Origin of the sequence: Vibrio fluminensis (genome assembly GCF_015278125.1) — a bacterium.
GTDB lineage: Bacteria > Pseudomonadota > Gammaproteobacteria > Enterobacterales > Vibrionaceae > Vibrio > Vibrio fluminensis.
The window spans coordinates 118,367-131,882 of record NZ_JADILO010000007.1 but is presented as its reverse complement, the minus strand read 5'-3'; the positions used below and the strand labels follow the sequence as shown (position 1 = coordinate 131,882).

The window sequence follows — 13,516 nt, the reverse complement described above, 5'->3', positions numbered from 1 at the left end:
AACCAAGTTTTACCATTTGCTTCCTTCAGATTTCACCTCACGGTGAACACCCTTGCATAGGCTAACGGTTCTCGCTCGACTGAGCCCGTAGAGGACTTTCACCTCCTAGATCAACGCCATGCTCGGCGCACGCTATAAAAAACCGAGGCATTGCCTCGGTTTTTTGTGTTTAGCACAGCTCAATCTGCCACTGATTAGCCGTGTGACACGCGACCTTTAACATCATGGTCAAGTTCGCGTTTTAGCTCCGCTTCAATATGACCTGGCGCTTGAGTATTGCCCGAAATCAAACGGTACATCGCAGGGATCACGAATAGCGTTACCAATGTCGCAAAACCCATACCAAAGAAGATAACTGTACCTACCGCTACGCGGCTTTCGTAACCAGCACCCGTTGAAATAATCAATGGAATCGCACCTGCTAGGGTAGTGAATGCCGTCATCATAATTGGACGCAGACGACGTGCCGATGCATCAATGATCGCTTTTTCAAATTCCAACCCACGGTCTCGAAGTTGGTTAGCAAACTCCACGATCAAGATACCGTTTTTGGTCACCATACCAATCAACATGATCATGCCGATTTGGCTATAGATATTGAACCCCTGCTCCATGATAAACAGACCAAGGAAACCACCAAATACGCCCATTGGCACGGTAAACATCACCACCAGCGGGTTAATAAAGCTTTCAAATTGCGCCGCCAATACTAGATATGCCACCAGCAATGCGAGAGCAAACACCACCAGCACACTCGATTGGTTCTCTTTGTAGTCTTTTGACTCGCCCGAGTAACTCACACTGATATCACTTGGCAGGTTATCAATTGCTTGTTGATCCAAGTAATCGAGCGCATCACCTAAGGTGTAGCCATCAGATAAGTTGGCAGATACCGTTACCGACTTCTGTTTGTTGTAGTGCGACAAACGTACTGCCGAAGCCACTTCTTCAATCTTAGTAATGGCGTCCAATGTCACTAACTCACCCGAAGCTGTACGCATGTAGATCTGAGTTAAATCAGCCGCGTTGTTAAAGCTATTTTCATCGCCACGCAGATAAACATCATACTCTTCACCACGCTCGACGAATGTCGTTTCACGTTTACCACCAAGCATAATTTCCAACGTATCTGAGATATCAGCAACGCTAATACCTAGCTCGGCGGCACGCTGTTTATCAACCGTCACTAAGAGCTCAGGTGTTTTCTCTGAGTAATCAATCTCAGCACCTTCCATATACGGTGAATCTTCTGCCAGTTGCTGCAGTTTTTCCGCCCAGCCTTTTAGCTCTTGGTAATCAGACCCACCCAGTACAAATTGCACTGGCTCACTCGAACCACCTCTAAAGCCCGGCATAAACGGGAATACACGCACATCAGCCATGCCGTTCAGGGCTTTGCGAACTTCACCCAGTGCCTGTTGCGCTGTGACTGAGCGATCGTTCCAGTCATCAAGAATCATGATAACAAAACCCGTTTGGTCCCCAGCCATCCCACCAAATGCTGGTGATTGTAGCGAGAATGACTTCAAAAAGCCTTGACCAAGCAGCGGCATTAAACGCTCTTCCACTTCATCCATGTTCGCCGCCATACGGTTATAACTGGTGGCATCTGCACCACGTACAAAGGCAAATATCACACCGCGATCTTCACTTGGTGTTAACTGAGCTGGTACTTGTTGCATTAAGCCATAGCTACCACCCATACAGGCCAGAATAACCAAAGGGGCTGTCCATTTTGCTTTAAGTGCCATTGCCAATGCTTTGCGATAACCGCCTTCAAGGCGAGCGAAGATACGATCGACAAACTGGTTAAATCGACTTGGTTTTACGTTCGCTTTAAGCATCTTACTGCCAAGCACTGGTGTCAGCGTCAATGCGATCAATGATGAGAAGATCACCGACATGGCCAACAAAACCGAAAACTCGGTAAAGAGCAAACCTACCATGCCATCCATAAAGGAAATCGGCAGGAATACCATCACCAGTACCAGCGTTGTTGCGATTACCGCAAACCCTACTTCACGAGTCCCTTTGTAAGCAGCTAGCAGTGGTTTTTCACCACGTTCGATGTGGTGGAAGATATTCTCAACGACTACGATAGCATCATCGACCACCAGACCGATTGAGAGAATCAATGCCATTAGCGTGATTAGGTTAATTGAAAAACCAAAGAAGTAAGCGGCAATAAAAGCTGAAATCAATGACACAGGTACCGTTACGGCAGGGATCAATGTTGCACGCGCCTGACCGATAAAGACATACAAAACCAGAATAACCAAACCACCTGTCACAAAGAGCGTGCTGTAAACCTCTTCAATCGAACGCTCAATAAATACCGTGGAATCATAATCAATGGCAAGGCGAGTGCCATCTGGTAAGAACTTCTGGATTTTCTCTACTTCGCCGTGTACCAACTCCGCGACTTCAAGTGGGTTAGCATCAGATTGCGGCACAATACCTAAACTAACGTTGACCACACCATCGCTTTTAAAGGTCGAATTTTCATTTTCCGCACCAATATAAACGTCGGCCACGTCTTTTAGGTAGATAGGGGTGTTGTCGCTTGCTCGGCGCACAACCAAGTATTCAAAATCTTCAACTTCTTGATAAGTGCGAGCTGTGCGCACCGACATCACCGTTTGGTCATTACGCACCTGACCACCCGGGCTTTCTAAGTTCTCACTGCGCAGCGCTTGAGTAATATCAGCAGTCGTTACACCACGACCAGCCAATAGCTCCGGCTTTAGCTTGACGTACATAACCTTATAAAGACCGCCGGAGATATCAACGGAACTCACACCAGTCAACAAACTGAAACGGTCAATCAAAACGCGTTCCACGTAATCTGTTAGTTGGGTACGGTCCATCTCGGACGAACTCAGGTTAATATAGAGTGATGCCTCACCCGAACCATTGTTCTTATAAACAATCGGATCATCGGCCTCTTCTGGTAACGAACGCTGGGCACGTGCCACCGCATCACGTACATCACTCACCCCAGTATTCAGATCATAACCTAGATCAAAAGTGATGGTGATCCGCGACATACTGTTGCGCGTGGTTGAGGTAATTTCATCAATACCACTGATACCCGAGAGCTGATCTTCCAATGCTGAGGTGATCTGACTTTCGATAATGGTAGCCGACGCCCCTTCATAACGGGTACTGATCGACACCACAGGATTTTCAATGTCCGGCATTTCGCGCACGGCGAGTTTCGAGAACGAAACGATACCGAACACACACAGTAGCAAGCTGAGCACCAGTGCCGAGACTGGGCGCTTAACCGATACGTCAGATAACCACATTACTTGTCACCTTTTACCGCAGACTTCGCGCCTTGCTCTTTTACACTCGCGCCGTCACGCATGTTAACAATACCTTGCACAACAATACGCTCACCAATCTCTAGGCCTTTATTGATCACGACTTGGTTTTCAACACGAGCACCAAGAATCACTTCTGTACGTTTAGCAACATTATCTTCGCCAATCACATAAACAAAGCGTTTGGTGCCTGAATATTCCAGCGCTTGAACAGGAATGATTGGTGCATTAATCGCTGGAAAGTCCATGTCTGCTGAAACCAACATACCTGGTTTTAATTTCAAATCATCATTTGGGAAGTTAATACGTACACGTAGGTTTAAGGTTTCTTGGTTAATGCGTGAGTCAATGCCAACCACTTCACCAGAAAATACTCGCTCCCCCCAAGCACTGGTTGTTGCAGTCACTGCCATGCCTGTTGATATTTGTGATAAGTAACGTTCTGGCACTTGCAAGTCCAGCTCCATTACCGACAGATCATCGAGAGACAGTAGTTCTGTACCAGCCGAAACCATTTTGCCGCGACTGAAATCGATAAAGCCAACTGTACCGGCAAATGGTGCACTGATATGAAGATCTTTTAAGTTCGCGTTTGCGGCATCTAGGCGAGCTTGAGCAATTTCTACACTCGCTTTCTGAGCATCGATTTCTGTTTGTGTAATCGCATTACGTGACACTAGGCGCTCAAACTCTTTCAGTTTGCGCAATTCATCTTTTAAATATGCATTTGCTTCTTTTACCGACGCTCGCGCTTTATCATCATTTAACTGGATAAGCAGCTGACCTTTTTTAACGTCTTGGTTGGCTGATACCGCGATGCTTTCCACTTTGCCGGTAGTTTCTGGTGAAACCATCACCGATTGAGCCGCTTCCAATTTACCCACTAAAGAAAGAGATTGAGAAACTTGATGGGTTTGGACTTGCTCAGTAACAACCGTTACTGCCTGAGGTCCTTGAGGGCGTTTTGCCAAAACCGCAGGCGAAGCGCTCAAAATTGAGGCCGTCAGTAAGCTTAAAATCAGTTTATTTTTCATCATTGATATACTTCCAGAATAATCTATTGATTATTTTACGCGTAAAAGGTCCCAAGTAACGTCAAGGAATGTAAATCCTCCTACACTATTCGCAAATTAATCTGCTCAACAAGCGAGCAAAATGTTCATTTCTAAGCTCCTTTGTCGAAAAAGACACCATTCAACTCAAAATTAGAAGAAAAACGCTTTACAGTGTTTATGAGTTTGCTATGATGCGCTCCGCACTTGAGGGAAGCGTTGGGAAAACAACTCTTAAGTATAAAAATCCCCTGGAGGGGTTCCCGAGTGGCCAAAGGGAGCAGACTGTAAATCTGCCGGCACTGCCTTCGATGGTTCGAATCCGTCCCCCTCCACCATATTTCTTCTTGTGATGCTCTTTTTAGATAGTCATAAGAAACAGCTTGGTTGTTCGTGTTGGGAAAACATCAACTAAGGATAAAAATACCCTGGAGGGGTTCCCGAGTGGCCAAAGGGAGCAGACTGTAAATCTGCCGGCACTGCCTTCGATGGTTCGAATCCGTCCCCCTCCACCATATTCCTCTCAGTAGAGAGAAAAGCTTGGCTGTTCGTGTTGGGAAAACATCAGCTAAGGATAAAAATACCCTGGAGGGGTTCCCGAGTGGCCAAAGGGAGCAGACTGTAAATCTGCCGGCACTGCCTTCGATGGTTCGAATCCGTCCCCCTCCACCATATTCCTCTCAGTAGAGAGAAAAGCTTGGTTGTTCGTGTTGGGAAAACAGCAGCTAAGGATAAAAATACCCTGGAGGGGTTCCCGAGTGGCCAAAGGGAGCAGACTGTAAATCTGCCGGCACTGCCTTCGATGGTTCGAATCCGTCCCCCTCCACCATCTTTAAAAGCCAGCTCATCGAGCTGGCTTTTTTCGTTGTACTTGCCACATATCATAATCCGAACTCTCATCCCAAAAAGTAACGCCTCGGATACTTCCCAATACTAATATTGTGGAAATCAATCTCCGTATCTTTACCCTATTCTGCGCAATCAACTTGGCTAAAATAAGCTTGTCTGTATCTATACGAGAATTAAATCATGACATACCAAGTAGAAGTATGTATCGACAATCTAGAATCTCTGCATTATGCCATTGCAGGTGGCGCTAGCCGTATTGAACTATGTTCTTCCCTTGCGCTTGGCGGCTTGACACCAAGCTTTGGGTTTATGCAGCAAGCTAGCACAATTTCGACCATTCCGGTCTACGCAATGATTCGTCCTCGTCAAGGCGACTTTCTCTATAGCGAAGAAGAGGTCGAATCAATGCTGCTGGATATTGATGCTGCGGCTCAAGCTAGCTTACAAGGGGTTGTCTTGGGTTGCTTAACTGCGCAAGGGGATATTGATATGTTGCAAGCTACACGACTTACTGAGCGAGCGCATAGCCATAAACTTGGAATCACCTTCCACCGCGCGATCGATCAGTGCCGCGATTTTACCCAAGCCATAGAGCAGGTTGCCGAGCTGGGCTGTGAACGTATTCTAACTTCAGGACTTGCACCTAATGCTGAGCAAGGCATCACGGTACTAAAACAGATGGTTGAGTTGGCAAATGGTCGCTTCGCGATTATGGCAGGTGCAGGTGTCACCCCAGCTAACGCCGAAAAAATCGCCACCATGACAGGTGTCGCTCAACTGCATTTATCCGGCAAAACCACTCGTGCAAGTGGCATGGAGCTCATCGCTGAGCAAGCTAAAATGGGTAATCAAGATCTGGATGATTTCATCGTTCCTATCACTTCAACGCAAACTATCGCCCAAGTAGTAAAAACACTCTCTTCTCTGGGTTAATCTCTCGCGACATAGCTATAGCGCAGCCACTCCTTGTGATGCTAGGATGAAAGCATTGCAAGGAGGCAAGATTTCCCGATGAACAAAGATCTATTTTTTAGTTTAGATTTAAACTTACTGCGAACCTTTCGGGTATTAAGCCAAGAGCGAAATATGCGTAAAGCGTCACAGCGGTTATTTGTTTCTCAACCGGCGATCAGTCAAGCACTACAAAAGCTGCGCCACCACTTTGATGATGAGTTATTTGTCAAAGTACATGGCGGACTAGAGCCGACACCCTTTGCCATCGACCTCGCCAATGCCATTGCTCCCCATTTGGATGGTCTTGCCGCAACGCTCAATCAAAACGATGAGTTTGACCCAGCCAGCTTAACTCAGCCATTAAAAATTGCCGTCTCACCAATCGTCTTAAGCTGCTTATCAGGCACACTTTATCAGCGACTCCAACAGCAAGCTCCAAACTGTACTCTTGAGCTAGTAGCTTGGACAAAAACTACCTTTAGCGAACTACAAAACGACGATGTGCTGTTTGGCGTAAACTACGAGATTGAGTGTCCTAAACAGATTTATCCACGCGAACTAACTGAGTTGACTTCCTATGTCATCGTGCGCGAAGGACACCCTGTAAATAAAGAAATAATCAACGCAAAAGATATGCAAGGGTTTGATATTGCATCCATTATTACGTCTGGATGGAATGACCAATTTAGTCTAGCCGCCGAAGTCATGAAACGGGAAGGTATTGAGGCAAAGGTAAAATTTCGTACCGAATTCACCATGGCGGCGGTTGAAGTGATCACTCACAGCGATCTCTTTATGCCCCATTCTGACCTATTCCCTATCCAACACTACCCACAACTGCGCGCAATGCTTGCGCATGTAAATGGAGAGCCATTTCGCTACCCAGTATTTGCGTATTTCCACGGCAAGTATCGTCATGATCCAATGGTCAATTGGCTCTATCAACAGGTCTTACACGTCATTCAACAACAAATAGATAATAAGCGGAACTTATCACGCATATAACCAACAACCATTAGAGCCACGCTTTCATTATCAATACCATCTAAACCAAAGTTCCGGAACAAAGGTTTTGAAGATGAAAAAAGTCGCACTATTGATTGGTCTACTTGCGAGTAGCAATGTGCTAGCCACAGGGTTACATATTTCACCCGATATGAAAATTGGACCTTACTTTGGCTCTGGGATATCAGGCGGCGGGCTACAACTCGGTGCGACAGATTTTGCTGGATTGGATGCACTGTACTTAAGCTACAGTCACACTTCTGCAGAGATCCTAACAGATAAAGACCGTTTAAAAACCTATCGTATTGGCGCGCAATATAATTTACCGCAAGTACCTATGCTGGGTTTTCAGTTAGAAATCGGAGGGGTGAAATACGAAGGCAGCCGCTACTATTTTTGGAACAAACCAACGGAGTACCGAGAAGGCTCTGGGGTCAGTATGGCTGCTGCGTGGGTACTCGAGGTTAATGATAATCTTGGCTTTAGAGCAGGCCTAGATGTTAACTATATCGATAGTGATAAGTCTTATTTAAGCAGCAATTTTTCAACTACGCTCAACACAGGTATCGTGCTGCGCTTTTAGCGCAGCGCGTCATCAATACTTTGTTCACCAAGGTGACGAACATCTTTACCTTTAACAAAGTAAATAATGTATTCACAGATGTTCTGACAGCGGTCGCCGACGCGCTCAATCGCACGCGCAGACCACATGACCTGCAAGATCTGCGGAATGTTCTTCGGATCTTCCATCATGTAAGTCATGAGCTGGCGGATCACCGCTTCGTATTCGCTATCGATGCGATCATCCATTTTGTAGACGGCGGCGGCGGCATCCACATCCATGCGAGCAAACGCATCCAGCACTTGATGCAGCATGTTCACGGCTTGGCGACAAAGAGGCTCTAGAGAAACATTGAATGGTTTATCTTGCGATGATGGGTTTTCAATCGCCACTCTGGCGATACGGGTGGCGACATCACCAATGCGCTCAAGGTCAGTAATAGTTTTGATGATTGCCATAATCAGACGCAAGTCTTTCGCAGTTGGCTGACGCTTAGCAATAATGCGCGTGCAAGCTTCATCAATCGACACTTCCATCGCATTGACTTTATGATCATCACGCACCACTTTGCTTGCTAGCTCAATATCATCTTTATGTAGCGCCTGCATCGCGAAAGAGAGCTGCTGCTCAACCAAGCCACCCATGGTTAAAACATGAGTACGAATTGACTCTAATTCGACGTTAAATTGACCTGAAATGTGGCGTCCAAAGTTCATTGGGATCCTTAGCAAAAAATGATGATTATCCGTATCGACCTGTAATGTAGTCTTCTGTCTGCTTTTTCAATGGGGAAGTGAAAATAGAATCCGTATCTGAGTACTCGATCAATTTCCCCATATGAATAAACGCGGTGTGATCACTCACACGCGCAGCTTGCTGCATGTTATGCGTAACGATAACTACAGTATATTTGGTTTTGAGCTCATTAATAAGCTCTTCAATGGTTAAAGTAGAAATCGGATCCAGCGCTGAGGTCGGCTCATCCAAAAGTAATACTTCTGGTTCAATCGCGATTGCACGCGCAATCACTAATCGCTGCTGTTGACCACCCGATAGACCAAACGCATTTTCATGCAGACGATCTTTAACCTCATCCCACAGGGCGGCGGCACGCAGCGCACGTTCAACCGAGTCATCAAGTACGCGGCTGTTTTTCACCCCTTGTAACCGCAAACCATAAACCACATTCTCATAAATGGATTTAGGGAATGGGTTAGGACGCTGGAACACCATACCAACACGGCGGCGTAACGTTGCTACATCCACATCAGGATGATACACATTTCTACCATGCAGTTTGACTTCACCAGTCACACGGCAACCTTCGACGAGATCATTCATGCGGTTGATACAACGCAATAATGTCGACTTGCCACAACCCGATGGACCGATAAAAGCCGTCACCTGTCCCTTAGGAATTCGCATTGAAATATCGTTAAGTGCTTGACTGTTTTGGTAGAACAGATTCAGCCCTTCAATGGCAATCGCAGTCTGCTCATCACTGAGGTTATTCACATCCAATGGGGCTTGATAGCCCAATGCTTGATTGACTGAAAACATACTTAGTCTTGTCCTAAAGTTCGATATTTCTCACGCAAATTATTTCGAATGCTGATTGCGGTTAAGTTTAGCCCGACAATCACTGTCACGAGCAAGAATGACGTGGCATACACCAGCGGTCTTGCACTTTCAATATTGGTCGTTTGGAATCCTACATCGTAAATATGAAAGCCCAAATGCATAAATTTACGTTCAAGATGGATATAAGGAAACTGCCCATCGACTGGCAGGCTGGAAGCCAATTTTACCGCACCAACTAACATCAGCGGAGCAACCTCTCCCGCTGCACGAGCCACCGCTAGGATTAAACCGGTAATAATCGCAGGGCTTGCCATCGGCAGCACGATGCGCCACATGGTTTCAAATTGGGTTGCTCCCAACGCCAAAGAACCATGACGTACAGAATTTGGAATACGGGACAAGCCCTCTTCCGTAGCGACAATCACTACAGGCAACGTCAATACCGCTAAGGTCAATGCTGACCATAATAGACCAGGTGTACCAAACGTCGGCGTCGGCAGGCGCTCGGCATAAAACAAGTTATCGATCGATGCGCCAAGGGTATAAACAAAGAAACCTAAGCCAAACACACCATAAACAATTGAAGGCACACCCGCGAGGTTAATAACCGCAACACGGATAATACGCGTAAACATATTATTCTTGGCATACTCATGGATATAGATCGCAGCGATAACCCCTAGTGGCATTACAATCACTGACATGATCAGCACCAAAAGCACCGTACCAAACATTGCCGGAAATACACCACCTTCCGAGTTGGATTCGCGTGGTGAGGTGGATAAAAACTTCCACATTTCTTTCGACCACTGAAGCGCCTTATCACCAACACTCATTTGGTTTGGATACCAAATATCAAGAATATGACTCAATGGGATCAGCACTTGCTGCCCCGTCATATCTTCCACCAGCAAACCTTGTTTAGCGAGTTTACTGCGTAAATCGTCTAACTTGGCTTCTGCTTGTGATAATTGCTGACTAAACTGCTTTGACTGCGCGCCGTATTGAGCTAGATAATCTTCGTTAAGTTGTCCATTTAACTCACGCTTGCGCTTTTCTAGCCGGAGATCATTCGCCTGTGCACTGATCGTCTGTACTTCATCTTCAATCACTCGCTCAATTTCATCACGCACTAACTGACTGAAATCAAGAGACTCAATAAGACGAGCTTGAAAATCTTGGTGGTTCTGGCCTTGAGCATCTTGATAAGCGATTGGGCGCCCATAAAAATCGCCACTTCGCGTCCGCTCAATCACCGCCCAATCTTTCGGCTGAGTGCGACTTTCAATATTGATGTCTAAAATCGAAATAAAATCTGCGGGGTATAAATCACGATTGGCAACCTTGATATTTAGACGTTCTACTTGCCCTTTCTCCACAACATCTAAGGGTAAAGGGATGGCTAACTCTCTCAAGTAATCCACTGACACCGAATCTTGTGCATAGAGTTGACCAACTAGGATCTCACCATCCGTCTTAGTCCATTGATAGAGAGGGGCCGGCCAAAAATAGGACAGGCCTTTCCAACCGATAAGCAACAACAAGCCAAGAACAGACAACAAACTAATGCTGACTGCACCGCCGGTTAGCCATATCCAAGGCGCGCCTGATTTTAGCCACTTAAACACAAACAACTGTCCTATTCATTCAATCTATAAAGCTCGGTACTTTTCACGGAGACGTTGGCGAACCCATTCAGCAATCGAGTTCACCGCAAAGGTAAACACCAACAAAATCAATGCCGCTAAGAACAGAATTCGGAAGTGCGAGCTACCCACTTCTGATTCAGGCATTTCCACCGCAATAGTTGCAGATAAGGTACGCATCCCTTCAAGGATATTCCAATCGAGGATTGGGGTATTACCCGTTGCCATTAGTACGATCATGGTTTCACCCACTGCACGCCCAAGTCCCATCATAATCGCTGAGAAAATACCCGGACTTGCGGTTAGCAGCACTACATAAATCAGGGTTTGCCACGGTGTTGCACCCAGTGCTAAAGAGCCATCAGATAGATGTTTCGGCACTGAGAAGATCGCATCTTCAGCAATGGTAAAAATGGTCGGGATCACAGCAAAGCCCATGGCAAAACCCACCACGAGTGCATTGCGTTGATCGAAATCGATACCTATCTCAGCAAGATAAATCCGCACATCACCATTAAATAGCAGCGCCTCAATGTTGTAGCTTTGGCTTAAAATCAGCGCGGTGATAATCACCAAACAAGGCATCAAAATCAGTGCATGCCAGCCATTAGGTAGGCGACGCGTCCAGCGAGTCGGTAAGCTATGCCACAGAACACCAATCGCGATAATGGCCACCGGCAGAAACAGCAACAAGACCACGACTGCCGTTAAGTGACTTTCCACAATTGGCGCAAACCAAAGCCCCGCAAGAAAACCGATGATGACTGTCGGCAGGGCCTCCATCAGTTCAATCGATGGTTTCACAAAGCGGCGCATACGTGGCGTCATAAAGTAAGCAGTATAAATCGCCCCTAAAACCGCAATCGGAATGGCAAATAGCATCGCAAAAGCCGCCGCTTTTAAGGTACCAAAGGCAATTGGCACCAAACTGAATTTCGCTTCAAACTCATCACTGGCCGAGGTGGTTTGCCAAACATAGGCTGGTTCTGGATAACTTTCATACCACACTTTTTGCCACAGCGATGACAGCGATACCTCAGGGAAAGGGTTATCAAGGTGAGCAACACTTAAAACACCGTCAGCAAACGCGATCAAGTATTGCTCATTGTCTGACATCGCCGCAAATTGAGGGGCTTTGTTATACGCTCGCTCAAAAATCACCAACTTTTCACTGGTGGTGTAATGGCTCTGTACCATGCCATTGATATAAAAACTATAAAAGCCTTTGCGGTATGCATCCGGCAGCAAAAACTGCAGCTCAGCCGCGAGTTTGAACTCGCGAATAAAGGTCAGATGACGCTGCTGATCTTTCAATACATCAAACCATTGCGATACTAAGCCATCTCGATGCGTCACCAACAGGGAAGATGCGCCAGAGAGGACATCAATATTACTCACTGCGTGTTTCGCCTCACCTTGGCTTAAATCAACAATCTCTCGCACCGCATAATGATCACCATGCTGCTTAATCACAATAAGCTCTGAATCTTGGCGCAAATAGATAGTTTTGCCATCTGGGGCAACAATCAATTGGTCGATCGTTGCAATAGCTTGCGGGAATTGATGGGTATAGATCTGCCCTGCACTATTTTGCCAACGAATTCGTACTTTATTGTCATTGTAGTAACCAACCAACACCAGTTGCTTACCTTTAGAAAAAGCAAATTTGCTTAACTCAACGTCCGCAAATTTCAAATCGATAGGTACGTTGTATTGATTCACTTCCGGCGAAAACACTCGACGATCATTTTCAATCACGTGGTTCATTTGCGGCTGGAACAGTTTCACTTGCCCTTGCGAGGTCGCAAACGCAAACCAGTCATCAGCTGTCGGCATCGAAGCAAACAGAGTAAATTCCTGAGTAAAGTTAACCGACAATTTTGGCTCAGGATGCGCTTTATCCATCGCCCAAAAATCCACCTGCCCTTGTTTGGAAATAACAAAAGCATGTTCACCGTAATCATCAATACCAGCAGCAAGAGGCTCTGGTGTGGTGATCGCCTGCTGAGCAATATTTGGCGTAAGTTTGGCATCTGAAAACAGCGGCAACACCATCATGGCTAAATAGACAAAGATCAAAACCAAGGCAGCCAATACACCAACACCACCAGCAGACACCGCAAATTTGACCAGGCGATCTTTAACCAGTCGCTTGCGGTCTTTTTCTTTGAGCGAAAAATCTGCTTTTGTCATTACGGTAAATACTCAGCTTCTGTTAATGCGATGGGTCGCGGTTCAATCATTACGGCACGCTAGCTCGTGTTAAGTCTTGCTCAGGCTATCTTTTTTGCTCGAGAGGATCGGCGGCATCTATCACTCTATAGCCGATAACTTAGCTTGAGAGTGATGATAAGATCACGAATTGCTCAATAAAACACTGTGTTGGTGAGAAAACACACTTAAACACATCAAGATTCTATTTACGCTCGAGGATATACTATTTCTCTTTGATGACAATTATATTACAGCGGTTAATAAATTACTGAATATAATCAGATATCTTTTCCAACTATGCGGGTTGGATGTCGAGTATCGATGAAT

The 13,516-nt window shown here is 46.0% G+C and carries 9 protein-coding genes and 4 tRNA genes; 7 read left to right on the top strand and 6 right to left on the bottom strand.

The genetic code is table 11. From position 1 onward, the window contains the following. Positions 1 to 194: 194 nt before the first annotated feature. Positions 195 to 3,308, bottom strand: coding sequence for a vibriobactin export RND transporter permease subunit VexH (gene vexH, locus IRQ95_RS07575; protein WP_194436362.1), 3,114 nt, complete (start codon positions 3,306 to 3,308; stop codon positions 195 to 197). Next, the gene (locus tag IRQ95_RS07570; RefSeq protein WP_194436368.1) at positions 3,308 to 4,360 is read right to left on the bottom strand and encodes an efflux RND transporter periplasmic adaptor subunit; all 1,053 of its coding nucleotides are present in this window, start codon (positions 4,358 to 4,360) and stop codon (positions 3,308 to 3,310) included. The genes vexH and IRQ95_RS07570 overlap by 1 nt, the downstream gene beginning before the upstream one ends. A gap of 271 nt (positions 4,361 to 4,631) precedes the next feature. Here IRQ95_RS07570 and IRQ95_RS07565 point away from each other — a divergent pair. The 7 genes from IRQ95_RS07565 to IRQ95_RS07535 all read left to right on the top strand — a co-directional run bounded on the left by IRQ95_RS07565 (position 4,632) and on the right by IRQ95_RS07535 (position 7,769). Further along, positions 4,632 to 4,716 (top strand) — tRNA-Tyr (locus tag IRQ95_RS07565). Positions 4,717 to 4,808: 92 nt separating this feature from the next. Further along, positions 4,809 to 4,893: transfer RNA gene (locus IRQ95_RS07560), tRNA-Tyr, on the top strand. Positions 4,894 to 4,965: 72 nt separating this feature from the next. Beyond that, positions 4,966 to 5,050 (top strand) — tRNA-Tyr (locus tag IRQ95_RS07555). Between the two features lie 72 nt (positions 5,051 to 5,122). Next, a tRNA-Tyr gene (locus tag IRQ95_RS07550) sits at positions 5,123 to 5,207 on the top strand. A 200-nt stretch (positions 5,208 to 5,407) separates the two neighbouring features. Continuing rightward, a complete protein-coding gene (locus IRQ95_RS07545; RefSeq protein WP_194436361.1) occupies positions 5,408 to 6,160 on the top strand; it encodes a copper homeostasis protein CutC in 753 nt (250 codons plus the stop codon). A 78-nt stretch (positions 6,161 to 6,238) separates the two neighbouring features. Continuing rightward, positions 6,239 to 7,186, top strand: a complete 948-nt coding sequence (locus IRQ95_RS07540; protein ID WP_194436360.1) for a LysR family transcriptional regulator — start codon at positions 6,239 to 6,241, stop codon at positions 7,184 to 7,186. 73 nt (positions 7,187 to 7,259) lie between these two features. After that, positions 7,260 to 7,769 (top strand): hypothetical protein, encoded by a 510-nt coding sequence (locus IRQ95_RS07535; protein WP_194436359.1) that lies wholly within the window; start codon positions 7,260 to 7,262, stop codon positions 7,767 to 7,769. Here IRQ95_RS07535 and phoU read toward each other — a convergent pair. Genes phoU through IRQ95_RS07515 form a run of 4 tightly spaced genes read right to left on the bottom strand, consistent with a single transcriptional unit; the run spans position 7,766 to position 13,168 of the window. After that, positions 7,766 to 8,464, bottom strand: a complete 699-nt coding sequence (phoU, locus tag IRQ95_RS07530; protein WP_194436358.1) for a phosphate signaling complex protein PhoU — start codon at positions 8,462 to 8,464, stop codon at positions 7,766 to 7,768. The two genes, IRQ95_RS07535 and phoU, sit on opposite strands and share 4 nt — an antisense overlap. A gap of 25 nt (positions 8,465 to 8,489) precedes the next feature. Continuing rightward, entirely contained in the window at positions 8,490 to 9,308 is an 819-nt protein-coding gene (gene pstB, locus IRQ95_RS07525; RefSeq protein ID WP_194436357.1) for a phosphate ABC transporter ATP-binding protein PstB, read from the bottom strand. 2 nt (positions 9,309 to 9,310) lie between these two features. After that, entirely contained in the window at positions 9,311 to 10,957 is a 1,647-nt protein-coding gene (pstA, locus tag IRQ95_RS07520) for a phosphate ABC transporter permease PstA (protein WP_194436356.1), read from the bottom strand. Positions 10,958 to 10,981: 24 nt separating this feature from the next. Continuing rightward, positions 10,982 to 13,168: an ABC transporter permease subunit gene (locus IRQ95_RS07515; RefSeq protein WP_194436355.1), complete on the bottom strand. Its 2,187-nt coding sequence runs from the start codon at positions 13,166 to 13,168 to the stop codon at positions 10,982 to 10,984. Between the last annotated feature and the right edge of the window lie 348 nt (positions 13,169 to 13,516).